The following is a 25119-nucleotide window of genomic DNA, read 5'->3' on the forward strand; positions in this document are numbered from 1 at the left end:
CCGGACTTCTGGATGGCAGTGGTTAAATAGACACATGCTCAAAGCTTTACTTTCTCGCGAAAATGGACGGAATATGATGCGCCTCCTCGTTTCAGCTGACATTCACCTTGGATCACCTATCCGATCCGTGGCGCTACGGAACCCTGATCTTGGCGACCGGCTGAAACAGGCCAGCCGCGACACCTTTGCCGAGATCATCGACCTAGCGATCTCGGAGCAGGTCGATGTGTTGGTGCTGGCGGGCGACATCTTTGACAATGGTTACCCGGATCTGAAAGCCCGGGCCTTCCTGATTTCCCAATTGGCGCGCGCCTCGGAAGCTGGTGTGCCCACGGTGCTGATCAGGGGTAATCACGATGCGCTGTTAGATCACAAGGCGCATGGAGATTTGGGGCCGAACATCCATCTGCTGCACAAGGGCGCACCAACGGTTGAGATCGGCGGCACGGCTTTCCATGGCCTCTCCTTTGATGCAGCCCATGTAGCGAAGAGCTTTTTGCCCGACTATCCGCGGCCGGTGCCGGGCAGGTGCAACGTGGGGCTGATGCATACCTCGCTGGACGGTGCACAGGGTCATGATCCCTATGCACCCTGCGCCGAACGGGATCTAATGGCGTATGGGTACGATCTCTGGTGCCTCGGGCATATACACGCACCCTTTGAGCGTGCCGACGGACCAGTGCTGGCGGTTATGCCCGGTATCCCGCAGCCGCGTCACTTTGGTGAGCGCAACGGTGGCACCGTGACCATTGTTTCGGTGGGCGAGGGCACGTCGGAATTCGAACGCCGCGCCATTGGCCAACTTGGCTTTTCCGAATGCGCGTTGGATTTGAGCGCCTGTGCGGACCAACAGGAGGTCTTGCGCAGCTTGCGCGACACATTGATGTCCGCGCAAGTGCCGGGACGCGATATGGCGGTGCGCCTGCACGTAACCTCGGATCGCCACGGGACAGAACTGGTGACGGAACTGGCGACCGAAGTGCTGGATAGCATCGACGGCGTATTCCTCGACAAGGTCAAATCTGCCCCGCCGCCCCGCAAACCGGGAGCCGAGACTGACGATCTCGTCCGCCTCATGCAGGACGAACTGGCGGAGGAAGGCTTTCGACACGCCGCCCTGCAACAGCTTGAAGAACTCCGTCTCGCCCTGCCATCCGAAATCATGGACGAGCTGGATGAGGGTAGGCTGGATGCGCTTCTGGAAGAAGCTATTCCTGAAGTCTCTCTGACATTGCACGCGGGGGATTTGCGATGAGGCTGAACCGGTTAGACCTGATCCGCTATGGCCGTTTCAAAGACGCCGAGATTGCCTTTCCAAAGCGTGACGAAGGCGTGCCCGACGTGACGGTGATCTTTGGTCCGAACGAGGCGGGCAAGTCCACGGCCTATCACGCCTTTCTGGAATTGCTCTTCGGGTTTAAAGGCGGGGCACATCCTTATGCCTTCAAGTTTGAGCGAAGTGATCTTTTGGTGGGGGCAGAACTTGACCTGCCAGGGCGCGGGGCCATGGCTTTGCGCCGCAACAGCAAGAGGATGCAATCGCTGATGGACTCGCAGGACCGCCCAATAAACGAAGCGATCCTGTCGGGCGCTTTGCACGGCCTAACGCGAGAGACTTATGAGGAACGGTTTTCTCTCAACGAGAAGGGCTTGCGCGAGGGTGGAGAACGGATCGCCGGGGCGCAGGGAGACCTTGGGCAACTTCTGCATGCGGGTCTTTCTGGCCTGACGGGCATGGCGCAAACACTAGACGCCCTGGCGGAGCGAGCCGAAAAATTTCACAAGAAACGAGGCCGGGGCAACATTCTGAAAACCGGTAGTGATCGCCTGAAAGAGATTGGCCGCGAACTGCGGGCTGATCGCCTGACGACAGAGCGAGAGCGCACCCTGCGTCATGATCGTGATCGGGCAGCAGCCGAGTTTGAGGGGGTCGATGCAGAGCTGCGGCAAACCCATCAAAGACAGGCCGCGTCAAAAGCTGCGGAGGTCTGGTATGATCGAACTGAGGAAATAGGGCAGCTTACAGAGGCCTTGGTCGATTTCCCCGACGGCCCCGACCTCCATCCCGGCGCGGCAGAGCGCGTGGCGGGCCTTGTCGAAAAAATCGCCGCGCAGACGATCCGGATCGCGGAGGCGGAAGAAGAGATCGCCAAACAAGATCAGATCGTCGCAGATAACCCAGTCGACAAGCTGACCCAGACGTTGACGGCAGAGTTGGAACGTCTCGATCAACTGACCATCGATGGAGCTTCGCTTTTGGGACGGGCCAATACGGCGCGGGCCGATCTTGCCCGGCGTCGCGAAGATCAGGAAAAACTCAGTCGCCAAATAGACGTCCTTTTGCGGCTCCTCCAGGTGCCAGATGCGCCGGCATCGACTGTTGCCCTGGAGGCAGGCGTTCTTGAGGATCTTGCAGCTGCAGTCCAGGAGTGCTTGACCGCCAGTTTTTCAAACGACGCCGCACGGGAGGCCGCCGAAGTAGCCCGCGCCCAACAGGGCGAAGCGCCCGCTGAACCGCAAGACTTGTCTGCGCTGCGAGCCGCCTTCGATCTTTGGAAGACTGTGGCGGATCTTACCGCGTTCGAGACTGACCAAACCCAAGCTTTGGCGCGTCTGACCAAGGTCACTGCTGGTCTGCCGGGGTCCTGGAAAGAATTGATCGCCGAAGGCCTGCCGGCGCGCGAAACGCTCGACGAAGTCGGTCGGAACTGGGCGGCCCTTACCTCCGACCTTGCGTCAGCGCGCAATGACCTCGACGCCCGCGCAGCAGAATTGGCCGAGGCGCGGGCCGATCTTTGTGAGCAAGAGGCCGCGCCTGACGCCGTTGACATCGTCATGACCGAAGAAACCCGGCGTCGGCGTGACTTGGTATGGCAGCAGCATCGGGATGATCTGACCCCTGAGACCGCCGATCAATTCGAGGCTGCAATGTATGCAGATGATGGCACCCGAGCGCATTACCTGACCGGCGCCGAGGCCCGGCAGCGGCTGCTCGCGGCGCAAGGTCAGGTGCGGACCGCCGACGCAAGGCATGGAACCGCAAAGACGCGCCACGACGACCTGATTGCGCAGCGTGACCTCCTGTCGAAGCACTGTTCCAGATTGGCGCTTGCACTGGGGTTGGAAGAAGACGCGACCCCCTCAGCCTTCAGCGCGCGCCAGCAGGCACTGACCGCAGCGGCCGAAGCGGCTGCCGACCTTTCCAATGCGAAAGAGGCGTTGAAAGCCCGTCTAGCCCATCAGGAGGTCGCCCGCGCCGCGCTGATTGATGCTGCGCGGCCCCTTGGGCTTGACCCAGCGAAAGGTGATCTGCCCACTCAGGTACAACGCGCATTGACGTTGGAGGATAGTGATCGCAAGGCTTGGGCCAAATGGCAGGACGGCGAGAAGACCATAGCCAAGCTGGACAGCAAGTCGGAGGAATGCCGAACCGACTGCGAAACGGCGCAGGGACAGCTTGACCCGTTGACTGCGGCGCTGCCACTGCCGGATCGCTCGCTCAAGGCTCTTCGTGCGGCCTTGCCACACCTGCGCAGCCTGCAGCAGCTCTATGGCGAGCATCAAAAGCTATCTGATCGGATCGAGGCCTTGGAGCAGGCGATAGCCGCGCTGGCAGAGGGCGCGCGGCGTCTGGCTCTAATCATGGATGATCATGAGGGTGACACTGATATCGACCCCATCCAAGTCATCGACCGGGCGCGTTCGCGCGTAATGCTGGCCACGCGGGCGGTTGAAAAACGCGCCGAGGCCAGCTTGCGAAGGGCTGAATCTGAAACGTTGAAACGCCGGGCAGAAACCGAACGTCAGGCCGCAAACGACGATCTGAACGGTTGCTTCGAAGGGCAGGGTGGGCGTGACCTTGCTCCGCGCGACCGTGTAGCAAAGCTGGTTGAACGTGATCGTCTGCGCACCGAAATGGCAACGGCGGACCGTGATCGGCAGAAGGCCCGTGATGGAGTAGATGCCGATCTCTTTGCTGAAGAACTGGAACGGATGCCAGACGCCACACGCGCCGCAGAACTGGAACGGGCTCTGAAAGACGCACAGGACTCCCGCGACACCGCCCGCGATGCGCAGCGCGATGCTGCCCGCCTGTACCGCGAAGCCTTTGAGGCGGCCGACCGCAGCGATCTCGCCACCGAACAGGCGACACTACTGGAAGAGCTTCGGAGCGGCGCGCGTCAGGCGGCTGTATCTCGGCTCGGGGTGCTGGCCGCGCGCGGGGCGCTGCGTCGACTTGCAGCAGAGCGGCGCAGTGGCATGTTGCGCGACGTCGAAGCGGCCTTTGTCTCCATGACCACCCCCGCCTGGACCGGCGTTGACGTCTGGAGCCAGGCCGAAGGCGAAAAGCTCGTCGGGGTCCAACCTGACGGCAGCACCGTTCCTGTGGAACAGATGTCAACAGGCACGATGGGTCAGTTGTACTTTGCCCTGCGCCTCGCTGGATATTGCAGCTTTGCGCGCGATCCGGGCCCATTGCCGATGATCTTGGACGATATCATGGAAACCTTCGACGATACGCGCGCTCGGGCCGCCCTGCAGCTTTGCGCCGAGATTGGCACAAACGGGCAGGCAATCCTCTTCACGCATCATGCCCATCTAGTCGAGTTGGCACGCGACTCCATCAAAGGGGTGACTGTCGTGAACATGCCAGATTGACTGTTTTGAGTCGGCGCCGGATTTGCGTTTGCATATGGACGCGCTGATGGCGGGAATGTTTTCCCCAGGCATTCAAGTTCCCGGAAATTTTCTTTGGGGGAATGCCCGCGAGGAATACGGCGGTTTCAGGCCTGCATACTGCTTTACCGTGGCTGGACGATGATCAACTGCGTCTCGAACACATGCGCGGCGATGTCTGCCACTTGCCGGAGTACGGCTGCTTCGCTTCCGAGAGGCGTGGGCTCACGCGACATCGGAGGTTCTGGTTCCGGCGTGCTTGTGGCGTCAGATTCTCCGTCCACGATGGACCTTCGCGTCAAGGTTTCAACCACCGGAATGTCCCCCCGGTAAGAAACAGAAGCATCTTGTGGCATGCCGTAACCACTCCATTGGCACCGCCTGCCTGAGCGTGGCGCGATAATCTAGACCCATCGGAATATCCCCCCAGTCGAGGCCGAAGAGGATTTTTATACACCGCGCGTCGTGTTCGATATGGTCGCGTGAAATGAAGCTGCAGGCCTCCGGCAAACTCTGGGCGTTTCATTGAACACAAAAAGGGCGGCTCCGAAGAGCCGCCGAATATGATGAGAAAGCTTCAGCCTTTATTCGGCCATTTGGGCAAGCTCTTGTGTGATCAGACCACGCACAGCGTCAAAATGCTGTGCGATATAGCACGATGCATCTTCCCCGGTTGCTTTCCATACGGCGCTTTCAATATGGATGGGGATAATGGAAGAGATTTCGGCCTCTACATTAATTATGCCGGTGTCCGTTATGATTCCTGCGTAAACGAATTGGCCGTCTATCAGAGAAATATTTTTGACCTTCATTTTTTACTCCTGTTGAAGCACCATGATGGGTGCGGTTTGGGTGACGAGCAGTTTGGTGCTCAAAAAACATATAGGAACTTTTAAAAACACGGCAAAACAGTTTGTGGGAAATTTGATGTCTGACGCGCGATTTTTTTGAACTTGAGAAATTTCTCCAAGGAGAGAGGAACGTTGTTTCGTCAATGTTTGTCATCAGTTTCTGGGCTTGGGCAGTTGATCTTCTGGCTACAAATGGCGGCATACACGCCTCGCTGGTGCAAAACGAAATTCGCAGAATCTCTTTTTGTACAAGGGGCCACTGAGGGGGCAGGTTTCCGCACCTTTGATATTGAGCCACGCGAACGGCTCAATGCTGACATTTAGCTTTGGTATGCTTTTGATGAAGAGTCCCGACTGATCCTCGACATTCGTGGATCGTTTGAATCTGAGCCAATCAGAATCTGCGATCCGATCCACGTGGTCAGTTGGCCCCGCCGCCTCAATGGATCAGGCTGGTCAATTGAGGCCGAATTTCTTGATCGGGAAGAACGACTTCATCAGGCATCATTTTCCCACCAAGATATCATCACCGGAAAGGGCCGTGCGAGCCTTGCCGAGTGGCCAGGAGCGCCATCCCCTGTGCCGCCACATCACAAACCGGCAGATTGAGGATTTGATCGCGTCAAAGCTGGTGACGCCTGAGCAGGTGCGCGCGGCGCGGCTGCAGGCGTGATTTTCGAAAGAAGGCATCGCAGTCGTTCCGCGCGAACAGACGCGTTGGATGAGTCTGGTGAAGTGAGCCTGCAAATGCAATGGAGTAACTGGGCAGCGTTTCGTAATGGTAACATTAATTTGCGTAATGTTTTTCTAAGATAACATAAGGTGTGAAATGAGCAGGGGCGTTGGGTTGTCGTTCCGCGAGGCGAAAATTGACATTAATGTTTTCTCAGTGTAACATTTTTGATCTTAGTGTTTCTTGGAGGCATCATTATGGCTGTTCCGATCAAAATGCCTAGGGCGGCGCGTAAGGAGCTGGTGACGCTTGGGGAAAACATTCGTGTTGCGCGACTGCGTCGCAAACTGACCGCTGAGATTGTGGCGCAGCGCGCTGGCACAACGCGACAGACCATCGCCAAGATCGAAAGCGGGAACCCTGCAGTCAAGATCGGTACATACGTGGCCGTGCTGCAGGCGCTCGGCCTTCTGAAAGGTTGGGGGGATATCGACGATCCGGTTGGTGAGCAGATGGCCCTGGATGACCTCCCGCAGCGTGCGAGACTGAAAAATGGTTGAGGTCTGGATCGACTGGAGGGGGCTGAAACGGGTTGGCACGCTCCACCGCACAGCGGGGCGCGGCCGAGAGCGGGTGTCCTTCACCTATCATGACGACTGGCTTGGCGACGAAAACGCCTTTGGGCTTTCGCCGGACATGCCTCTCGTTGCAGGGCAATTCGTACCTGAGTCAGGGCAGGACATGCTTGCCCCGCTTGGGGATTCTGCCCCTGATACCTGGGGGCGGACGGTGATGCGGCGCTTTGAGGGGCGCATGGCAGCGGCCGAGGGGCGACGTCCGAGAACACTGCAAGAAGCTGACTACCTGCTTGGAGTGAATGATGAGACCCGTTTGGGCGCACTGCGCTTCAAAGCTGATGGCGACTTTCAAGCCCGCGAGGGCATCGGCGTGCCTGCGCTCGTAAGCCTCGGGGATTTGCTTCATGCGTCTCAGCGCGTTCTGCGCGGGGAAGAGACCGCTGAGGATCTTCAAATGCTGTTTGCCCCGGGCAGTTCCCTAGGGGGTGCGCGGCCGAAGGCCAGTATCCTCGACCAACACGGCCGCCTGTCTGTCGCCAAGTTCCCGAAAGACACTGATACCTATTGCGTGGAACGCTGGGAGGCCATCGCGCTGGAGCTGGCAAGGCGCGCTGGAATTACGGTCTCGGACCACACGCTTGAGATGGCTGGCGATAAGCCAGTTTTCTTGTCCCATCGGTTTGACCGGAACGATGACGGCAGGATCCCGTTCATCTCAGCCATGGCGATGCTGGGCGGCAGAGATGGCGAAAGCTACAGCTATTTGGACCTAGCAGATATTATCACCTCAGAAAGCGTCACGCCCGATCAAGACCGAGAGGAGCTCTACAGACGCGTCGCCTTTTCCATTCTCGTGACGAACCTCGATGACCACATGCGCAATCACGGATTTCTGCGTGGGCGGGGCGGCTGGCACCTCTCACCGGCCTACGACATCAACCCCGTGCCGAACCAACCGCGTGTGCTCAAGAGCTACGTTGATGACGACAATCCGGATGCCAGTATCGCCCTGCACCGCGCGCAACATGAATCCTATCTTCTCGAACTTAGCGAGGCAGATCGCATCATTGCAGAGGTGGCTGAGGCAACCAAGTCTTGGCGTGAAGTCGCCCGTGACTTAGGGGCTCCGGAGAGGGAGATCAGGGAGATGGCGACAGCCTTCGAGCACGAGGAAGCGGATTTGGCGCGACCATAGAATTACCCGCTTATCCACCAGAAAAAGCAGATGATCTTGGACAGAGTTCCGAGTTCGTAGCCCGTCTGTGCAGGCTTTAATCGTCTGCTCTTGAGCTGGAGGAATTCAAACGGGAGACCAGGCTACCTCATAGGCCTCTTCGATCAGGGCGACTTCCTTCTGGGTCAGTGCCGAGAATTCCCTGCGCAACGCACGGTTGGATAGTTTGCCATTGCCCTGTTCCAGAAACCCTCGCAGCAGATCCACCTTGCGCGCCGACATTTCCAGTATCTCGTCCACGCTGGATTTGAACCGGTCATAGCGTTCGATGTAGTCGATTTCCTTGGGGAGATCCTGTTCTACCGTTTCCCTGACGCAGTCGGCAACGAATTCGGCATGCATGGTGCTGTCGAAGAAGCGGTAAAACACCGCAGTGTCCGACAGGACTTCCACATTACCCTGAGCTGTCGGTTGCCAGTCGATGAACTCCATCATCGGCCCCGACACGGACTTCAGAACCTTGCTGTATTCCTCGATGCGCCGGTGGACCACGGCGCTGATCGGGAAGACCAGACCAGCTGGATTGAATCCACCACGCGCCAGCACATGGTGCAGGAGATACCGATGGAGACGACCGTTCCCATCCTCGAAGGGGTGGATGTAGACAAAGCCGAACGACAGCGCGGCCGCTACTACCATCGGATCAACGCCGCCCTCGAGAGCCCGCGCCTCATAGAGCGCAATTCCCTTCAGAAGGTCTGCCAGATCCTCATGCCGGGCGCTGATATGCACCGGCTCCGGGGTCTTTCCGTCGCGGATATGGCCTCCGATAAATCCGCCCTCCTTGCGGACACCCATCTTCACGAAGCGCGCATCTTGCAAGACAACTTGTTGCAAGCGTTCAAGCTCGCTTTGCGATAGCTGGTGGCTTCCCGCCTCGCCGATCGCACGTGCCCAGCGGGCGGCACGCTGGGGTCCGGGCCTCTCCTGCTCGATCGCAAAGGAGGCTTTGGAATCGTCCAGCAGCAGGAAGGCCGCGGCGCGCGACACGATGTGCTGCGGTGCTTTTTCGGTTACCTCCCTTGCCCGAGCCGGCAATTGCCGCGCGATCAGCTGATCGAGCCTCGAGGATCTCTGCACAAGCGGACAAAAAGCCGGGGTTCCGGGCAGGTTGTCGATGATTTTGTGGCGCGCCGATCGATTTCCGGGCTCGATGGCGAAATAGTTGCCCGGGTCGAGCGCGGGCTCATACTTCACCTTCCCCAGATCGGGCAGGTCCAGTCTCTCGTTCGTCAGCCATTCCCAGAAGAACCAAAGGCGACGCGCAAAGAGACCGGTCGCTCCCGCCAAAGCCTGGGAGATTTCAGACGGGTCCGCAACTTTGGTGACCTCATGCAAGACCCGCAGATCGATGCCTTCGTTCTTGATGGCAAACATCAGGTGATCGAACACAGCCTCGCCCGGCCATTGCTCTGATCGGAATACCTCCCATTCCGGATCGGATCGACGTTCGTGGTGATCGGATACAAGAGACAGGCGGCGCGGCATGGGCACGCGCAGCACAAGCTCACTGACCAGCCAGCCATATCCTGCAATCCGACCCGGACCAGGAAGCTTAAGTCCGTAGAAATTCATCACCGCGCCTCGAAAATCTTCACCATTGGGGCTATTACTTAGGTTTTTCTCACTCGACTAGCAAGATCATCCGCGTCGAAAACCTTCACCGTCTGTCGATTTTACTCACTATTGGCATCCTTCGGTCTATCCCCGTGTTTATGATTGCTGAACATAAGCGGGCATCCGTGTAAGACGCGGTGCAAGCCCCCGCTTCAACGAGAAAGTTCCCCTGCGCCAGCCCTCGCTGCCGGGCCTTCGTGAATTTCGGGAATGCGGTCGATACCGCGTTCTTTGAATGAGCGATGATCAATGAGGCTTTCATCGCCAAAGCCTCATGACTTCATCAAGCGGTTGTGGGTATTCCCCCAGATGAAGGGCGAGCCACAGCCCGCCCTCACCCATACCGTTAGTGAAGAGTCACGTAGTCATCGTCTCGGGTTTCCGGACCGATACCGTCTGACGCGAGGCGATATCCCTGCGCACTAACCTTTTCGACACGTCCTGCCTTGACCAAGCCGTTCAATGTCTCGCGAACAGCCTTTTGTAAGCTGTCAGGTTTCATGCCCGCGCGATCAAAGGGGGAGCCTACTTGGGCGGCGATGTCCTTGGTTCCGAATATACTCGATGCGCCATCGGCACGAGCGTTCGCCTTCAAAAGCGCGAGCGTTCGCAAAACCTCTTTCGATTTTTCGAAGTTCGATTTTTTTCCACTTCTTGATGGCTCCGGCTCTGACCATTCACTCGTATCCTCGACCCAAGAAGCGGACGCATTCGTAACCGGGTCGCCATCGTCATCCACGCCGTAATCCACGGAGACGATTTCCCATCCGATGTCATCCCCCTTAGGCATCGACCTTTGCTTCGCGGTCTCCATCAGGACACGACTTTTGCCAACAGGTTTCAATATCAAAACAGTATCGGGGTTTCCTACCAGCGCAGTAGAACCCCGTGCCTTCTTGGGGTCGGCTGCCGACGTATGGTGAACGAACATCACGTGTGCTCCGGTGGAGAGAGCCAGCTCGCGAGCATTAGACATAACTTCTGTCATATCACCTGCGCTGTTTTCGTCAGCACCTCCGATCGAGAGGGTCAGTGTGTCAAAGACGATGATAAGCCGCTTGGCCGTGATCTTCTTTTTGTACCGCTTCACATCCTTGATGAAACGCATGGCATCAGCCCGCCGGGACATGTCGATTGCTCGGTCCAAAATTAGAAATTCACTGCTCGCCTTGTCTTCGTCCGAAGCGAAATGTCCATCCGCCCGTGAAGCGATGCCATCGGGGTCTTCTGCTCCGACATAAAGCACCGCAGACTTTCTGACTCTGCGTCCAGCAAACGAATGCCCTTGAGACAATTTGGCCAAGAGCGCTCCCACTATGCATGACTTGCCAGTGTTGGGTGGTGCGGCCAGCACGCTGATTTGCTTCGGAAGCAACAGCCCTTTGACCAAATACGGGCGGTTTACTGAAAGAGGCACATCTGAAATATGACGTGCCTTATGACCTCCGAATGTGAGGTCGCGGATTTGCCCTACGGCGTTTGTAAATAGATTACGCATTGGAAATACTCCGTTGAAACGCGCCGGACCATCCGACGCGGAAACGAAGTGGTTTCGACATGAGTAAGAAAAAAACATTTTTTAAATGACGGTTCGCGAAAAGCGGACGGACGGACGAAAACCAAAGGTTTTCGTCCGTCCGTCCGCCTGTTTCTCTCCTTTTACAGCTCAGCTCCTACGATTTTCGCCAACTGTCCGCCAAGGTCTTTTGGCCATCTCCAAAGTCGAGATACAAGTCGTTCCAGCCGTTCCGACTTGTTCTCGTAATAGTCGGTTCTGTCGCAAATATTTTGTCCATGCGGTTGGCTCGACAGGATGTAGCGCTGTAACCGACCGCACGCGCCATGAGACATGACGAAAGGGCCGCGCCAAGCGCGACCCCGTTGCCGCGATTACGCTCCCAAGCTCTCGAGGGTCCTTTTCGTCTCCGGCATCCGGGTCAATGAGTTCCCGATATGCTCTCGCCAGCGCGAGCCAACCTCCTGAGCAGCGGCATAGGCGCGGGCCAGATCATCAGGGCGGTCCTCGCCCATCGCTTCGATCAGAAAGGCCGCCTGTTCCCGGTCCTTGGCCGACTTGAGGCTGCCTGCCCCGTCACGCCGCCGATCAGCAACGATCAGTTTGTGGATCGCATAGCGCTCTGGACGCGGGACCTGCACGAGAATGCCAGATCGATAGATCGCCGCCGCATGGATCGGCTCGGCGATCAGGAAGTTGAGATAGTTCAATCCTTGGGCGTTCACGCCCAAGGCGGGCAAATCACGGATGGTCTCATCTCCGAACGCCGGCGTGAGAAACTCGACCAGCTGGCCACTGCCGCCTTGCGCCCATCGCCAAGTCCGACCTTGGTCAAGAGCCGGCAAAGGGTTAAATTTGAGCGCCGAGAAGGTCTCGGCCAGACCCGGGTCAACCTGATCCTGCAGCGCCACGCTGAGCTTTTCGAACTGGGCGATGTCGATGTCGCCGGTGTTGGCCATACCGCCAATGGGCAGGCGGATACCAAGCTCGCCTTCATAGAGGCGAAATGCATTGGTTCCAACGATGGTGCCGCCCAACCGGAAGGTCCCGGCTGCGGCCAAGGCCGACAGGATGGAACCGGTCGCCCGGTCGGTGGGCGTCATGCCTTCGGCGCGCAAGAGCCGGACCAGCCTTGATCGCTCTGCCTGTCGGTCCTTGGCGGTCGCGCGCAGCTCCTCGATCCGGTCGATGCGCGCGCGCGTCTCATCGCTGTCTTCGCCGATATAGATGAAGCGCATCTCGGTTCCGACACGGCGGGCTGCGTACCAGTAGGCCTTGTCGCCGCGCTCTTTGAGCGTTGGTTTGCCCTCCACACCGGATAGGGCGTCATCCTTCAGGAGCCGCACCAGATCGGTGTAGGCGCTCATCGCGATACTGCTAAGAGAGGTCATGCCTATCATTTCCAAATTTTGCTTGGCACACATATACCTATCAAAACAGGAAATTGCTAGGCAAGGCGGAAAAATAGAGTTCAACGACGTGCGGCCGACCGCTTCAAGACCACCCCGAAACCGGGCACTAGGAAACGCAAAGGCCAGGCCGGGATTGCCAACTTGTTTTCACCTCTTTGAGGATGTGACCGACACGATCGAGCTGGCCCTGACAGCATCGGGCTGCGATCAGGCGGTTGTGCGCCACAAGCCGCGTCTGCTCAGCCCCTCTCGTGCATGTAAACATGCACTGCCGGGCAATGGATAATGGCTCCTGTTACATCTCCGGTGATTTGGCCCAATGGTTGGAAGGGCAAAACATGAAGTATGTCCGTGGCGCGCCGTTCCACCCACAAACCCAAGGTAAAATTCCCTCTCGCGGTTTGACGGTAAACCGCTGCCTGGCAGCGGAACGTTGGCACCAGACAATGAAAAACCGTGTGCTGCTGGAAAACTATTACCTGCCCGGCGACCTTGAACGCCAGATCGGGGCCTTCGTCGATTACTATAACAACCAGCGCTACCACCAGAGCCTGAACAACGTCACACCGGCCGACGCCTACTTCGGGCGCGACAAAGCCATTCTCAGGGAAAGGGAGAAGATCAAGAAACTGACAATCCGCCAACGCCGCTTGCAACATCAAAAACAAGCAGCATAATCAATCACACAGGCTGCATGCATCAGCCCGGGCGTGGCGACAGGATGTAGCGGTGAGGCGATAACGGCGGGGTTTGAAGATCGTGTTGATCCACTGCCCTGCAGTTGCTGCTTGCAGCAATGAGAGGATGGCCACGGGCTGCAAGGAAACGCTGTGCCTGTCTTGGCGACTTGAACCGGCCCATGATTTTATCTCGTCGCCGCCTCGGCCAGTGACTTCCTTCGATCCGGTTGTTAAGGCCCTTGTGGGCTCGGTGATTGACACCTTGAGTTTGCTGAGCGATCGGCCTGATGTCGCTGCGCAGGGTGTCGGGAATGATGCCCTTTGGCTGGCCGAATTGAGCGATCAGCCATATCAGAAATCGCTTGGCGGCTTTGCCATTGCGGCGTGTTTAAGAATGCCGAGTGTATCACCCTTGCCATCGACGGCCCGCCAGAGCCAGTGCTTCACTCCGTTGATCGGGAGCACGACCCCGTCCAGGTGCCAGTTGTCGTTTGGACGCAGCCGGTTCCGCCGGATGCAGGCGGCGCAATGCGCACCAAACCGGTTGAGCCAAAGACGAATGGCTTCGCGGCTGACGATGACACCGCGCTCCACCAACAGGCCCTCGACATCCGCCGTGCTGAGCGCAAAGCGATGGTAGGCCCAGACCGCATGGGCGACGATCGCGGGGAAAACGAAAGCCCTTCAGGCGCGGCAGTGACGGCGGCTTTTTCATGTCTCAACTGTTACCCAAGTCAAAAGCGGCAAACACCTTGGCGACGCCTTCAAGACCGTTCCTAAAACCCTCGTTTTTGAAACAGCCTCTATTTGACTATCTGCGAGCTTTTACGCAGATGGTTTGCTGCTTGCTCACGGGTCAGTTTGCCTTGCCCGAGCAACTCCATCATCTCCGCATGTTCGACACCCTCGCTCGCTTGCAATAGATGGCCGTTTTGTTCAAGGAAGTCAGCGGCCACATAGAAGGCCGTGCGTTTGTTCCCATCTACAAAAGCGTGGTTGCGGGAAATGCCTTCGGCATAACTCGCCGCAAGTAGAGATGTGTCGATTTCACCATACGCGTGCTGGTTTTGCGGTCGGGCAAGGGCGGACTCAAGTAAGGCAACGTCTCGCAAACCATGCGCACCGCCACCCATATCAATCACTGCCTCGTGGATAAACTCGACCTGTTGGCGGTTGATCCACTTGGGTTTGGTCATCTGTTCGCCAACTCCATGATGGTGTTGCGATGGCGCTCGAGACCGCTGGTGATGCGAGCTTTATCGTCGTCTGTGATGCCCTCTGATATGCCTGTCAAACGGCGGTACTCATCCGCAGACAGAAGCACGAGGCGATCCCGCTGATGGCTGGTAATAATCACAGGCTCGCTCATAGCGGCATCGCTGAAAGCGCCGATGTTGTTCTTGAACTCTGTTGCTGTAACTCGGGTCATGATGCACTCCATTTCTACGGACGATATATGGCTAAAATATCCATTTTGTCCATAGGCTTTCAGTAAACCAACCCGTTCAACAAAGGTTGTGCCGCAAAGTTTCGGGTGGGTCGCTACGGCTGGATCTTCGGCGTGAACGCAGCCGACACGTTCCAAACCGGGGGCAGCACCGACGCTGAAGTCGCGGGCTTCGATCTGACCGGCTGGCTCGACTCTGAGAGCGAACGGGAACGCATGGCGGTCTTGGCCTAGGGCATTGCCCTGGTCTGGTGGGGTTTGGGGCCGGCGGAGCACCGCCCCATATAGCTCTGTCGCAAATACTGCGTCAGATGAAATGATGGCGCAGATCATCGCTCTCTCACGTGCTGCCTCTTTGACGCACGCGAGAGAGCGATGATCCTGCACAACCGATGTGCGGAACAGGTTCAGAAGCTGGCGTCTCAACACTTAAAATTGGAGAAATCAATGTTCCACCAAACTCATCCCATCAAACTCGAACAAAGCCCCATTCCGGCAACCGAATTGCGCTGTGGCGATATCGTTCTGTTTCGCTTTCCGGTTAAAGAAGACGGCGATTTGCGCGCGAAACGACGGCCCTGTCTCGTGCTCGAAAAGCACGAGATCTTCGGAGAAACCTTCATCGAACTTGCCTACGGCACAAGCGCGATGACGCGAGCCAATCGGGGCTATGAGATTCACGTTCGTAAGCCGGAAGATATTGTGGCGAGCGGATTGAAAGGGCCGACACGCTTTGTTGGATCGCGACGGCTCTCTGTGTCGCTATGTAACCCTGGCCTGTCGTCGGGCGCTACCGTCCCACGTCTGGTCGGGCATCTCGCCCCGGCGTTGAACGTGCGATTCGATGCAGTCCGGGCGCGAATCCAAGCAGATGCCGACATCGCCGAAGATTACCGCAATGAGCAGATCACTCATTCGCGTGTTCTCAACAAACGGCGGCGCACACCCGTCAATCCGACCGTGTTTGAACGCATCCAGGCTCCGCGGATTCTCGATCCGCTCAGAATTCACGCTCCGCGTTGAGCCGCTATCGCTTCGGGCGCTCACGCAAGGATGCCGTGGCCGAATCTCTTCTGTTCCAGAAAAGCCTCCAGCCCATTTTGGGCACATTTAATACGCATAAAAGGATCACAAAGATGAATAAAGATACTCAAAGCCTAATCGCCAAGAAAGACACAACAACGTCGCTCTTCGCAGATGTCATCACGCGCGCCCGCGAAATCGCGGATCTGGTGCCCACACATTTGTCAGAGACCAAAATCCAACGCGGCGACGAAGTTGCGAGCTTGCTCGAACATCTCCAACAACGCGACGTGTTCAACACCGACGTCAACACCGGGTTGACGCAGTTGTTTGATCTTCTCGAAGAGCGTCTCGCGCCCGAAATCATCGGCCCCGATTTTGACTACGTTGAAACGCGTTACGGGCCTGGCGGCTCTGAGGGCGAATATCGAGAAGTAACGCGCTACACCGAAAAGGGGGAGCAGATTGCCCGCCTGCGCGATCGCGTTCGCACTTTCGAACTTCAGCGCAACCTCGCACTCGATCGTCTTGTGGCTCTGCGATTACTGCAATCCGTTTCGTGAACTCAGAAGCCTTCGCAGCCCGGTTTCACGCCGGGCTGCAAACACAGTGTGTGTTTTTCAGGTGTCAAGTGGCACGCTATCTTGCCCCTCTGCCCCGCCTATTTGCAGGCGAAATTATGAGTGCCTAAAAATATACCCTGTTGCGCACGAACAGCAAATCATCTGCGCAAGCTGCCATTCCATGTAGCCTCAGGGTGGTCTGTTGGTCCCCTCTCGGCAGCATCGCCATGCGATGCGCCTGTCAGGCAAGTATCGAACGTCAGACGAATTTGACCTTCGCGTCAAAAGTTAACCTTTTCAGCAAGAACCGGGCATTCGTGCAATATGCAACGAATGCCCGGTTCGAGCTCAAGGTGACAGGGCAGGTTGTGTATGTTCAAACCGGCAAAAAATACCCGGCAAGAATGCCGGGCAAAATTTGTGACGGGGATCGTCACTCAGGAATGGTTGATCTCAATGAACACTGTAGAAGGCCTAGAATTGAACGACCGTGAGTTCTGCTACGGTTCGTTGTTCTTTTTTAGTCGGTCTTGGCCATGTTGGAGGCGCTAAGGAAACCAACCTGGCTCTGGGTGCCAGAGGCAATTCTAACGGGACGCTAGAGTTTTCGAAGTATTCACGGACGGCGCGTGGCAAGCGAATGAACAAACCCTTTTCGATTAGGAGTCTTCGAGCACACGCAACCGTCCCGAGCGTACCAACACTGGGACCGCTACCGATGACGGCAGGATCATAAATTCGTTGCCGTGTTATTGAAAACGAGTGAACGACCGCTGGGTAAGCAAGCCGAAGAAAACCCCCTCCCTTTAGTGTCGAAAGTGACTGTCGAACTAAATTTATTTCATGGATTTCTAGTTTTGAATTCAACAGAAGATCATTGACCTCGATCTTGTCACCAAGAGTTAGCCCGGCAACCGGTGATGGAAGCAGTGCTGACGCACCATCGCTCACGAGGGCAATTACCCTTGTGCCTATCCCGCAATCTACAAGTTTATTAGACACGCGCTTCGCAGCATTGAGGCCTTCAGTGTTAGGTATTGGATGCGATGCCGCGAAAACTTGGCAACCATCAACCTCACGGAAGTGTCTATGGCTTGTTACAGCGATGGCATCTTCCGCAAATACGCCCTCGAATACACTAAGAGCCGTTTCAATCATTACGCAGGCATCGTGGCCTGCCGCGATGACTATCGTTCGCTGAGCGGCACTAGACTCGGATTTCCTTTGCTTAAGTTGATCTGCCAGAGGCAAAGGAACCTGGTTGACAGATTCTGCCGGGTACAATGGCGAAGATAATTTCTTTAGCGGCATGCCATCGGCCTCCTGACCAAGTCGCGATATTTCGTAATGAAGCAGCAATGGTGGACAAGAAGCAATCGACAATTTTGAATTCCGTCAGTGAGAAAATCGCACTGATCTGGAAAGTTGTATGAGAGGGTGAGCCCTTGGTTATGCCTTGATCGACACCACGCCCGCAAAAATAGCAATACCTGCGGCCCATCTCCAACGACTTACGTTCTCGCCTAAGACAAAGGCTGAAATCAGGATGGCAAATAAGATGCTTGTTTCGCGAAGCGAGGCCACAAGTGCAATAGGTGCTTGAGTAAAGGCCCAAACAGCAATCCAGTAAGAGCCAAGGGACATTAGGCCAGCTGCCGGTCCCGTTTTCCATGACGGCTTGAGCCGACGAAATGCTACAGAACCGGTGGTCATCAGAGTATAAAAAATCATCCCGATGGCATCGCCGATCACCATCCACAATATAAAGCCTGAAGATGTGCCAGCGATACGAGCACCTATTCCATCAACCAATGTGTAACTCGCAGTGAACCCAGCGGTGCCAACCACAAAGAACAAAGCCATCCCTTGTATGCGATCTATATGTCCACCTTTTACCGCCATCAGGAACACGCCAGTTGATATCAGGCCAATCCCAAGCAAGCTGGCGCTATCAAATGTTTCACCGAGTACAAAGACAGAAAAGAGGGTGACGAGAAGGGGCGCTGAACCTCTTGCCAGTGGATAGGCCTGGCTCAGGTCCACTCTGGCGTAAGCTTCAACAAGGAAAATCTTATATCCGGTATGCAGAAGGGCGGCTGTTGCGATCCACCCCCATGCCGCGCTTGTGGGTTGTTGCACGAACGGCAGAATTGGTAGGGCGACAATCGCCTGGACGATCGCAAGCAAAAGCACTGAAATCCGGCGGTCGAGGTCAAGTTTAACGATGGAGTTCCAACCGGCGTGAAGAAGTGCCGCAGCCAAGATCGCAATGAACACATGTGTCTGCATCAGTTAATCCCAAAACCACTTGGTGAGTTCTTGCCTTTGAGCACTTCTTGATACTCCGATATCTTCCAATTGGTTGTGATTGAGTTTTGACAGAGCGCGCCGTGTTCGGCGATTTCTCGCCCAAAGGTTGAGCAAATTGAGTAGGGCTCTTGCCATATCTAGCCTACGTCGGTGATTGTTGGTTCGTGAATTAATGTCTTTTTGCACTGATCAGTTTTCAGTAAAAGCGAGAAGTTCTCAATTTATAAGTGAGGTATATGCACATGAAGAGAGGTGTGCTTCCACTAAATGCTCTAAGAGCGTTTGAATCTACCGCTCGGTTGGGCAGAATGCGTGATGCTGCTGATGAGCTGGGTGTCACATATGGAGCTGTCAGCAGACAGATACGTGGACTGGAAAAAACTCTCGGCATCGTCCTTTTTGGTGGACCAAAGAACAAGCTTGCGCCGACCGAAGCAGCTCTGCGATTGCTTCCCGCGTTGACCTATGGATTTGATCGCATCGAACAGGCTGTCAACAAAGCTATGCAAGAGGAAGATCGGATCATAGATGTTTCATGTTTGGGGACACTAAGCATGCGATGGTTGATTCCTCGGCTGTACGACTTTCATGCCAGTTTTCCGAAGATCGACATTCGATTGACCACTGATGATGGCCCGGTGAACTTTGCCAAGCAGCATTTTGATGTCGCAATCCGCGTTGGTAATCCCAGTCGTGCGGAGTTCGAATTCGAGTTGTTGTTCGATGACGCTGTGGGCCCTGTCCTTAGCCCTCAAATCACCCCAGATGGCGGCATTTCTCAGCCCGATGACTTGGGAGCGATTCCGTTGTTGCACACCAAGACAAGGAAGGATGCCTGGTCGAACTGGTGTGATTTAGTAGAAACAAATTTGCCTATGGATGGGCGAGAGTATGAACACTTTTACTTCATGCTAGAGGCTGTGATGGCTGGCCTTGGAGCGGCGATGGCACCTTGGGTGCTTGTCAGAGATGACATCGATGCGGGTCGTTTGATTGCACCGTTTGGTTTCACAAAAACCGGCGACAGTTACTACGCCGCATATCGCCCTCGTTCTGGTCCACAAATTGAAGCCTTCGTTTCGTGGCTTCGCGAGCAGGCACATGAAACTAAAAGACAAGGTGAATTTCAGTAAAGTGCAGTTTCTTCACTTACGATGTCAGATACTATCGATTGTTTTGGTTGGGTGTTGTGCGCTCTAAAGTTGTCAGTTTTATGACACTTTTGTAAAGGAGAGCCCACTATGCATCCCAATATCATTTTGGAAGACACCACCCTTCGTGACGGTGAGCAGGCTCCCGGTGTGGCCCTATCTGCGCAGAAAAAACTCAAAGTCTTCGATGCGCTGATTGGGGCTGGTGTGAAGTGGCTGGAAGCTGGCATCGCTGCAATGGGCGGCGAAGAGGTGAAAGCACTTCATCAGATGCTTGAGCGTAAAGATGAGGCAACAATTGTTGGCTGGAACCGGGGCGTTCGCAGCGACCTAGAAACGACCTTGGGGCTAGGATTTCGCGCCATTCATATAGGTTTGCCCACCTCAAATGTGCATTTGAAACACAGTGTGGGAAAAGACCGCGCTTGGTTACTCCAAGCTGCGTCTGATATCATCAAACTAGCCAAGGACAATGACGTATTTGTTTCCATAAGTGCAGAGGACGTTGGTCGAACCGAAATAGATTTCCTCCAGGAATATGCGGCACATGTTGCAGAGGCCGGTGCGGACAGGATCAGGTTGTCAGACACAATCGGAATACTTGATCCCAAAGGTTATGCATCTCGCGTAAAAGCAGTGAAAGACGCGTCCGATATCGACGTACAGTGTCATTGCCACAATGATTATGGGCTTGCCGTTGCGAATACACTTGCTGGCTTGGAAGCCGGTGCCCGGTATTTTCACGTTTGCGTTAATGCCATGGGTGAGCGGGCAGGTATGCCGGATCTCGCCCAGATGGTGTTGGCACTTCGTGATTTCCACAGTGTGGATGTCGGTATTGACACCACCAAGCTCTGGAATCTTGCCCGCACCCTGTCTGAAGTGACAGGACAAAGCTTCCCACCATGGCAGCCGATTGTTGGCGACAATGTTTTTGCGCATGAGTCTGGCATTCATGTAAATGGCGTCATCAAATCTGGAACGACCTTTGAACCAATTGATCCGAGTGATGTAGGCGGGCGACGCCGGTTGGTTCTGGGTAAGCATTCAGGCCGAGCCACGCTCAAATACCATCTTGAGCAAGCCGGAGTTACTGTAAATGACAATATCCTGCAGGGCTGCCTCGACCAAGTGCGCTCGGTTTCTATTGCGACAGGAGCCGAAGTATCGGTGGCAAAGCTGCAGGAAATCTATCGCGCCGCCGCGCAGCATTCACAACCGGAAGGAGTGAATTGATGGCTTTGGTGAACGATATTATCACCGCGCATTCGAGCGGTGAGCCGGTCACGGCGGGCCAGCTCGTGACTGTCAACGTTGACAAAGTGTACGTTCAGGATGGCAATTCCCCGACTATAGCCAAAATCTTTAGCGACAATGAGTGCAACTCTGTCTTTAAAAAAGACGCGGTGGGTATCTTTTTCGATCATTCTGTCATCACGCCCAACATCGCAATCGCCAATCGACTGAAGGAGGCGCATGCTTTTGCCGAACGGTTGGGTGTCCAAGTCTACCCTCAGGGTGCGGGCATCAGCCACGTTGTAGCAATGGAAAACGGTTGGTTTAGCCCTGGGCGGATTGTGATGGGTTCTGACTCGCACACATGTACCGGTGGGGCCGTGCAAAGCTTGGCTTTGGGCATGGGTGCCTCTGACATTGCAGCAGCAATGATAACGGGTGAGGCTTGGCTCAAGGTGCCTGAAACGGTCTGGTTGAATATCAAAGGCAAACCATTGCCGATTACCAAAGCGAAGGATGTCGTTCTGTACGTCTTGGCAACGCTTGGGCAAGAACAATTCTTATACCGCTCGGTTGAGTGGATGGGTCCGTGGGTCTCTGAACTGTCACTCGATAGTGCTGCCACGGTTGCTAGTCTCGGTGTTGAATTAGGTGCCAAGTGCGTATTCTTACCGGACGGACCGGGGCGGCCTCATGGCATGCGCCCCATCTCACCCGAGGCAAATGGAACGGTTCTCGAAGTTGATATCACCGACTTGCCGCCGATGGTCGCTAAACCGCATTCCCCATCCAACGTTGTCCCGATTGACGAGATGAACCACGCTAAGATCGACTATGTGTTTGTTGGCAGCTGCACGAATAGCAGGCTGGAAGATATCGCAGACGTCGCTCATCAGCTTGCGGGCAAAAAGGTCAGTGACCGGGTGCATTGCCTGATAACACCTGGCTCAAAGGATGTGTATCTTAAAGCCATTGAGAAAGGGTATATCAGCACGCTCACCGAAGCAGGGGCTGTTGTAACGCCCCCAGGCTGCGGATCGTGCCTTGGCACTCAGGGTAGTATTCCTGCCGACGGTGATCGAATTCTGTCAACCATGAACAGGAACTTTCTTGGAAGGATGGGAAACCCTGAAGCCGAAATTTATCTGGCTTCTCCACTCGTCGCGGCGCACACCGCTGTCCATGGACGAATTCCTTCGGTGGAGGATTTATTATGACCGAAAATCTTAATGTCCGCACGCGCCGTATATCGGGTGTCATTTCAACCGACGATATCATTCCGGGGCGCTACAAACACATGCATACCGACACTTCGAAGTTGGCCCAGCACGTTTTTGAAAATCGCTTTCCCGGCCTAGCCGCCACTTTTCATGCCAGCGATCTTATTGTGGCTGACGATACGTTTGGAATTGGCAGTTCCCGAGAACAAGCGGTAAGCTCTTTGCTTGCAGCCGGAGTTACCGTGATAGTTGCCCCTCGTTTTGGGCGCATCTTTTTCCGCAACTGCTGGAATCTCGGTATGTTCGCCATTGAAGCCGATGCCCTGCGTTTCGCCGAAGGCGAGAATATTGTCGTGAACATTGGTGATGGCAGCCTTATTGGTGCCGATACCGTAGTGAACTTTACTCCCCCACCACAACGTATGTTGGACATGGTGGCAGCAGGCGGGTTGATCCCCTCGGTTCTTCGCAGGATCGACAAACAACCGCTTCATGGCAACGGGAGTACCAACCATGTTTGAGAAAAAGAAAAACAGCCTGCCTGAGAACCGCCGCGGTGAACTTCGGAGACAGTTGAGTGAGCAAGGCCCGATTGTGCTTTGCGAAGCCCATAACGGTCTATCTACAATGATCTCCGAGAACGCTGTTTCGACGACTGGGCAGACTTTTGACGGGCATTGGGTTTCGAGCCTCACCTGCTCGGCATCTCGCGGGCTACCCGATATGGAAATCTATGTTGCGGAGCGACGGTTAGAGATGATTGAGGAGATTTGTTTCGCGAGTGGCAAGATTGTAATGGTTGATGCAGATACTGGCGGTGATGCCGTTTGCTTGGAGTATTTTGTCCGCAAACTCGAAATATTAGGTGTCTCTGCCGTTGTGGTCGAGGACAAACGGCATCCCAAGCGTAACAGTCTCGACGGCACAGAACTGGATCATCTTGAAGATCCTACAGTCTTTGCCCGAAAGATCAGCAGAGCGAAATCTGCTATGGCCACTGATGAGATGATGTTTATCTCAAGGCTTGAAAGTCTTGTGGCTGGTGGCGATCTCTCTGATGCCTTGGCTCGCGCGGAAACCTATATCGAAGCGGGTACAGATGGAATCATGATTCACTCAAAGAGCAGCAATCCGGACGAGGTGTTCGCTTTTGCCGAAGCTTTCAAGAAGCTTCAGGAAAAGTTGGACCGACACATTCCCTTGATGTGTGTTCCGACGACCTACAACAACGTCGGTGTGCATGAGCTGTTTGAGCGAGGGTTCGACATCATCGTTCACGCCAACCACCTCTTGAGAGCCGCACATTTGGCAATGAGTTCAACATGTCAACGACTTCTTGAGAGTGGAATGTCCGGAGTGTTGGACAATAATATTACGCCTGTGAAGGAGCTCTTTGCCCAGACTGGCTACTATGCGGCGATAGAGCGAGACACCCAAATTTGATAAGGCGAAAAAAACAATGAAAATAGTTCTTTTTACCGGTGACGGGATCGGCCCCGAGATTTCGGCGGCTACGAATACCGTGTTAACGACAGTCCGCGATCATCTGAGTCTCGACCTTGATGTTGAAGTACAGCCAGTGGGACTATCAGAGTTGGATGCGCATGGCACAACAGCCCCTTCTGTGGTTTGGGATTTGGTGGAGGAGTGCGATGGAGCAATTCTCGCCCCGCTCTCGACATACGCCTACCCACCGCTTGATAAGGGGGGGATAAATCTGTCTTCTGAATTTCGGACCAAACTAGATTTAACCTCCAACATCAGACCCTGTGCTTCGCTGTGCGAAACTGGCCGCGCAATGGATCTTGTTGTTGTCCGTGAGAACACCGAAGGATTCTATGCTGTGAGAACGATGTACCAAGGGGCGGGTGAATTCATGCCCGACCCCGATTCTGCATTCGCACTTCGTAAGATTACTAGGTTGGCAACACGAAGAGTGGCAACGACTGCATTCGAATTGGCGGCAGAAAGACGAAAGAAGGTTTCTGTCATTCATAAGGCCAATGTTCTCAAGCTGTCCGATGGCCTATTCCTCGATGAGGTTCGCCAGGTCTCAAACCAGTTTCCTACCGTAGAACTGGAAGAGGTTCTTGTGGATGCCGCAGCATCACTGCTTGTTCGCGACCCGTCTGCGTTTGACGTTGTTTTGACCAGCAATATGTTTGGCGATATTTTGTCTAACCTGACTGCCGAACTGTCCGGTGGACTGGGTTTGGGACCGTCGCTAAATGTCGGAGATGACTTTGCGGTAGCGCAGGCGTCTCACGGTTCCGCGCCAGATATCGCTGGTCAAAATATTGCCAACCCAACGGCTCTCATTTTGTCGTCAGCAATGTTATTGGATTGGTATGGAAACCAATCGTCGGCGTCGCGTAAGCCATACCTCATGGCTGGAACAGCGATAAAGTCGGCGGTCAAAGAAGTTCTGGCCCAGCCGAGTGATAGAACTCGGGATGTGGGCGGCAGAAGGTCAACAAACGAATTTGCCAGCGCAGTTTGCCGCGCGTTATCTGTTGCTGTAGCATCGGCTTGAGATCGGGCCTAGGTTAGATATGCGTGACGATTAGACCGGAATTGCTTGGTACCAAGCCTTGATAAGATTTAGAAAATCTGCCGCGTTCAGTCAAAGGTCCTCGACGTTCCACAGCAAGGGATGAGGGCGTTCATACGGTGGCCGCCACGGCGGAACACAGTGCCTGTAAGCAAAGCCGGGGTGGCGCGCAGATGTCGTGCCACCTTGGTAGGTCACCGCAGCAATATCACGCAAAGCACCGACCGATCATTTTTGACTGCTGGTGTCACTGTACCCTAATTAATCAGAATTTGGTCTGAAATTATCCCGTATTATCAATGGCCGCATATACCCTTAATTTTCATATTGTACCGTTAATTACCATACTGTACCCTTAATTGCAGTACGGTCGGAGCTGT

The 25119-nt window shown here is 55.3% G+C and carries 23 protein-coding genes and 2 pseudogenes; 14 read left to right on the plus strand and 11 right to left on the minus strand.

The window, feature by feature from the left end:
• Window positions 1-73 precede the first annotated feature (73 nt).
• Together ACN0SD_RS15140 and ACN0SD_RS15145 are read left to right on the plus strand one after the other, a co-directional pair.
• Window positions 74-1255, plus strand: coding sequence for a metallophosphoesterase family protein (locus ACN0SD_RS15140; RefSeq protein ID WP_417809068.1), 1182 nt, complete (start codon window positions 74-76; stop codon window positions 1253-1255).
• Complete coding sequence (locus ACN0SD_RS15145) at window positions 1252-4659, plus strand: AAA family ATPase (RefSeq protein WP_417809069.1); 3408 nt, start codon at window positions 1252-1254, stop codon at window positions 4657-4659. Before ACN0SD_RS15140 ends, ACN0SD_RS15145 begins: the two co-directional genes overlap by 4 nt.
• Window positions 4660-5261: 602 nt before the next feature.
• Here ACN0SD_RS15145 and ACN0SD_RS15150 read toward each other — a convergent pair.
• Window positions 5262-5489 (minus strand): hypothetical protein, encoded by a 228-nt coding sequence (locus ACN0SD_RS15150; RefSeq protein ID WP_417809070.1) that lies wholly within the window; start codon window positions 5487-5489, stop codon window positions 5262-5264.
• Window positions 5490-6003: 514 nt separating this feature from the next.
• Between ACN0SD_RS15150 and ACN0SD_RS15155 the strand changes: the two genes are divergently transcribed.
• The 3 genes from ACN0SD_RS15155 (at window position 6004) to ACN0SD_RS15165 (ending at window position 7974) form a co-directional block, all read left to right on the plus strand.
• Window positions 6004-6201 carry a hypothetical protein gene (locus ACN0SD_RS15155; RefSeq protein ID WP_417809071.1) on the plus strand — a complete coding sequence of 66 codons (198 nt, stop codon included), beginning with the start codon at window positions 6004-6006 and terminating at the stop codon, window positions 6199-6201.
• A gap of 257 nt (window positions 6202-6458) precedes the next feature.
• Window positions 6459-6761 carry a helix-turn-helix transcriptional regulator gene (locus ACN0SD_RS15160; RefSeq protein WP_171186123.1) on the plus strand — a complete coding sequence of 101 codons (303 nt, stop codon included), beginning with the start codon at window positions 6459-6461 and terminating at the stop codon, window positions 6759-6761.
• The gene (locus tag ACN0SD_RS15165; protein WP_417809072.1) at window positions 6754-7974 is read left to right on the plus strand and encodes a type II toxin-antitoxin system HipA family toxin; all 1221 of its coding nucleotides are present in this window, start codon (window positions 6754-6756) and stop codon (window positions 7972-7974) included. Before ACN0SD_RS15160 ends, ACN0SD_RS15165 begins: the two co-directional genes overlap by 8 nt.
• Window positions 7975-8079: 105 nt before the next feature.
• On the opposite strand, the gene ACN0SD_RS15170 is transcribed toward ACN0SD_RS15165, so the two are convergent.
• The 4 genes from ACN0SD_RS15170 to ACN0SD_RS15185 form a co-directional block, all read right to left on the minus strand.
• A complete protein-coding gene (locus tag ACN0SD_RS15170; RefSeq protein ID WP_417809073.1) occupies window positions 8080-9588 on the minus strand; it encodes a Fic family protein in 1509 nt (502 codons plus the stop codon).
• 194 nt (window positions 9589-9782) lie between these two features.
• Window positions 9783-9881: a MobA/MobL family protein gene (locus ACN0SD_RS15175; RefSeq protein WP_417809089.1), complete on the minus strand. Its 99-nt coding sequence runs from the start codon at window positions 9879-9881 to the stop codon at window positions 9783-9785.
• Window positions 9882-9976: 95 nt separating this feature from the next.
• Entirely contained in the window at window positions 9977-11128 is a 1152-nt protein-coding gene (locus ACN0SD_RS15180; protein WP_417809074.1) for an AAA family ATPase, read from the minus strand.
• A gap of 392 nt (window positions 11129-11520) precedes the next feature.
• The gene (locus ACN0SD_RS15185; protein WP_417809075.1) at window positions 11521-12537 is read right to left on the minus strand and encodes a GSU2403 family nucleotidyltransferase fold protein; all 1017 of its coding nucleotides are present in this window, start codon (window positions 12535-12537) and stop codon (window positions 11521-11523) included.
• A gap of 178 nt (window positions 12538-12715) precedes the next feature.
• Between ACN0SD_RS15185 and ACN0SD_RS15190 the strand changes: the two are divergent.
• A pseudogene (locus ACN0SD_RS15190) lies at window positions 12716-13235 on the plus strand (integrase core domain-containing protein); the annotation flags it as partial.
• On the opposite strand, the pseudogene ACN0SD_RS15195 reads toward ACN0SD_RS15190, so the two are convergent.
• The 3 genes and pseudogenes from ACN0SD_RS15195 to ACN0SD_RS15205 all read right to left on the minus strand — a co-directional run bounded on the left by ACN0SD_RS15195 (window position 13236) and on the right by ACN0SD_RS15205 (window position 14679).
• Window positions 13236-13953: pseudogene (locus ACN0SD_RS15195) on the minus strand (IS6 family transposase). It abuts the pseudogene before it with no gap.
• 88 nt (window positions 13954-14041) lie between these two features.
• Window positions 14042-14434: a type II toxin-antitoxin system death-on-curing family toxin gene (locus ACN0SD_RS15200; protein WP_417809076.1), complete on the minus strand. Its 393-nt coding sequence runs from the start codon at window positions 14432-14434 to the stop codon at window positions 14042-14044.
• Complete coding sequence (locus tag ACN0SD_RS15205; protein ID WP_417809077.1) at window positions 14431-14679, minus strand: type II toxin-antitoxin system prevent-host-death family antitoxin; 249 nt, start codon at window positions 14677-14679, stop codon at window positions 14431-14433. The genes ACN0SD_RS15200 and ACN0SD_RS15205 overlap by 4 nt, the downstream gene beginning before the upstream one ends.
• A 381-nt stretch (window positions 14680-15060) precedes the next feature.
• Between ACN0SD_RS15205 and ACN0SD_RS15210 the strand changes: the two genes are divergently transcribed.
• Window positions 15061-15708, plus strand: a complete 648-nt coding sequence (locus tag ACN0SD_RS15210) for a hypothetical protein (protein WP_417809078.1) — start codon at window positions 15061-15063, stop codon at window positions 15706-15708.
• 113 nt (window positions 15709-15821) lie between these two features.
• A complete protein-coding gene (locus tag ACN0SD_RS15215; RefSeq protein WP_417809079.1) occupies window positions 15822-16271 on the plus strand; it encodes a hypothetical protein in 450 nt (149 codons plus the stop codon).
• Between the two features lie 474 nt (window positions 16272-16745).
• Here the strand turns inward: ACN0SD_RS15215 and ACN0SD_RS15220 are convergent, their stop codons facing one another.
• The 3 genes from ACN0SD_RS15220 to ACN0SD_RS15230 form a co-directional block, all read right to left on the minus strand.
• Window positions 16746-17582, minus strand: coding sequence for a DUF4147 domain-containing protein (locus tag ACN0SD_RS15220; protein WP_417809080.1), 837 nt, complete (start codon window positions 17580-17582; stop codon window positions 16746-16748).
• Between the two features lie 138 nt (window positions 17583-17720).
• Complete coding sequence (locus ACN0SD_RS15225; RefSeq protein WP_417809081.1) at window positions 17721-18560, minus strand: EamA family transporter; 840 nt, start codon at window positions 18558-18560, stop codon at window positions 17721-17723.
• Between the two features lie 3 nt (window positions 18561-18563).
• A complete protein-coding gene (locus ACN0SD_RS15230; protein WP_417809082.1) occupies window positions 18564-18716 on the minus strand; it encodes a DUF1127 domain-containing protein in 153 nt (50 codons plus the stop codon).
• Window positions 18717-18823: 107 nt separating this feature from the next.
• Between ACN0SD_RS15230 and ACN0SD_RS15235 the strand changes: the two genes are divergently transcribed.
• The 6 genes from ACN0SD_RS15235 to ACN0SD_RS15260 all read left to right on the plus strand — a co-directional run bounded on the left by ACN0SD_RS15235 (window position 18824) and on the right by ACN0SD_RS15260 (window position 24721).
• Entirely contained in the window at window positions 18824-19714 is an 891-nt protein-coding gene (locus ACN0SD_RS15235; protein WP_417809083.1) for a LysR substrate-binding domain-containing protein, read from the plus strand.
• A 108-nt stretch (window positions 19715-19822) separates the two neighbouring features.
• On the plus strand, window positions 19823-20968 hold the full coding sequence (locus ACN0SD_RS15240; protein ID WP_417809084.1) for a LeuA family protein: 1146 nt from the start codon (window positions 19823-19825) through the stop codon (window positions 20966-20968).
• Entirely contained in the window at window positions 20968-22185 is a 1218-nt protein-coding gene (locus ACN0SD_RS15245; protein ID WP_417809085.1) for a 3-isopropylmalate dehydratase large subunit, read from the plus strand. Before ACN0SD_RS15240 ends, ACN0SD_RS15245 begins: the two co-directional genes overlap by 1 nt.
• The gene (locus ACN0SD_RS15250; RefSeq protein ID WP_417809086.1) at window positions 22182-22709 is read left to right on the plus strand and encodes a 3-isopropylmalate dehydratase; all 528 of its coding nucleotides are present in this window, start codon (window positions 22182-22184) and stop codon (window positions 22707-22709) included. Before ACN0SD_RS15245 ends, ACN0SD_RS15250 begins: the two co-directional genes overlap by 4 nt.
• Window positions 22702-23631, plus strand: a complete 930-nt coding sequence (locus tag ACN0SD_RS15255; RefSeq protein WP_417809087.1) for an isocitrate lyase/phosphoenolpyruvate mutase family protein — start codon at window positions 22702-22704, stop codon at window positions 23629-23631. Before ACN0SD_RS15250 ends, ACN0SD_RS15255 begins: the two co-directional genes overlap by 8 nt.
• A 16-nt stretch (window positions 23632-23647) precedes the next feature.
• The gene (locus tag ACN0SD_RS15260) at window positions 23648-24721 is read left to right on the plus strand and encodes an isocitrate/isopropylmalate dehydrogenase family protein (protein WP_417809088.1); all 1074 of its coding nucleotides are present in this window, start codon (window positions 23648-23650) and stop codon (window positions 24719-24721) included.
• The last annotated feature ends 398 nt before the right edge of the window (window positions 24722-25119 follow it).

The organism is Thioclava sp. (genome assembly GCF_048263065.1).
In the GTDB taxonomy this organism is placed as follows: Bacteria; Pseudomonadota; Alphaproteobacteria; order Rhodobacterales; family Rhodobacteraceae; genus Thioclava.

Coding starts and splice junctions, on each gene's coding strand:
- ACN0SD_RS15250 (WP_417809086.1), top strand. CDS start 22,182: ATGACCGAAAATCTTAATGTCCGCACGCGCCGTATATCGGGTGTCATT.
- ACN0SD_RS15160 (WP_171186123.1), top strand. CDS start 6,459: ATGGCTGTTCCGATCAAAATGCCTAGGGCGGCGCGTAAGGAGCTGGTG.
- ACN0SD_RS15140 (WP_417809068.1), top strand. CDS start 74: ATGATGCGCCTCCTCGTTTCAGCTGACATTCACCTTGGATCACCTATC.
- ACN0SD_RS15240 (WP_417809084.1), top strand. CDS start 19,823: ATGCATCCCAATATCATTTTGGAAGACACCACCCTTCGTGACGGTGAG.
- ACN0SD_RS15170 (WP_417809073.1), bottom strand. CDS start 9,588: ATGAATTTCTACGGACTTAAGCTTCCTGGTCCGGGTCGGATTGCAGGA.
- ACN0SD_RS15225 (WP_417809081.1), bottom strand. CDS start 18,560: ATGCAGACACATGTGTTCATTGCGATCTTGGCTGCGGCACTTCTTCAC.
- ACN0SD_RS15220 (WP_417809080.1), bottom strand. CDS start 17,582: ATGCCGCTAAAGAAATTATCTTCGCCATTGTACCCGGCAGAATCTGTC.
- ACN0SD_RS15230 (WP_417809082.1), bottom strand. CDS start 18,716: ATGGCAAGAGCCCTACTCAATTTGCTCAACCTTTGGGCGAGAAATCGC.
- ACN0SD_RS15185 (WP_417809075.1), bottom strand. CDS start 12,537: ATGACCTCTCTTAGCAGTATCGCGATGAGCGCCTACACCGATCTGGTG.
- ACN0SD_RS15180 (WP_417809074.1), bottom strand. CDS start 11,128: ATGCGTAATCTATTTACAAACGCCGTAGGGCAAATCCGCGACCTCACA.
- ACN0SD_RS15255 (WP_417809087.1), top strand. CDS start 22,702: ATGTTTGAGAAAAAGAAAAACAGCCTGCCTGAGAACCGCCGCGGTGAA.
- ACN0SD_RS15205 (WP_417809077.1), bottom strand. CDS start 14,679: ATGGAGTGCATCATGACCCGAGTTACAGCAACAGAGTTCAAGAACAAC.
- ACN0SD_RS15215 (WP_417809079.1), top strand. CDS start 15,822: ATGAATAAAGATACTCAAAGCCTAATCGCCAAGAAAGACACAACAACG.
- ACN0SD_RS15245 (WP_417809085.1), top strand. CDS start 20,968: ATGGCTTTGGTGAACGATATTATCACCGCGCATTCGAGCGGTGAGCCG.
- ACN0SD_RS15150 (WP_417809070.1), bottom strand. CDS start 5,489: ATGAAGGTCAAAAATATTTCTCTGATAGACGGCCAATTCGTTTACGCA.
- ACN0SD_RS15145 (WP_417809069.1), top strand. CDS start 1,252: ATGAGGCTGAACCGGTTAGACCTGATCCGCTATGGCCGTTTCAAAGAC.
- ACN0SD_RS15200 (WP_417809076.1), bottom strand. CDS start 14,434: ATGACCAAACCCAAGTGGATCAACCGCCAACAGGTCGAGTTTATCCAC.
- ACN0SD_RS15210 (WP_417809078.1), top strand. CDS start 15,061: ATGATCCTGCACAACCGATGTGCGGAACAGGTTCAGAAGCTGGCGTCT.
- ACN0SD_RS15235 (WP_417809083.1), top strand. CDS start 18,824: ATGAAGAGAGGTGTGCTTCCACTAAATGCTCTAAGAGCGTTTGAATCT.
- ACN0SD_RS15260 (WP_417809088.1), top strand. CDS start 23,648: ATGAAAATAGTTCTTTTTACCGGTGACGGGATCGGCCCCGAGATTTCG.
- ACN0SD_RS15165 (WP_417809072.1), top strand. CDS start 6,754: ATGGTTGAGGTCTGGATCGACTGGAGGGGGCTGAAACGGGTTGGCACG.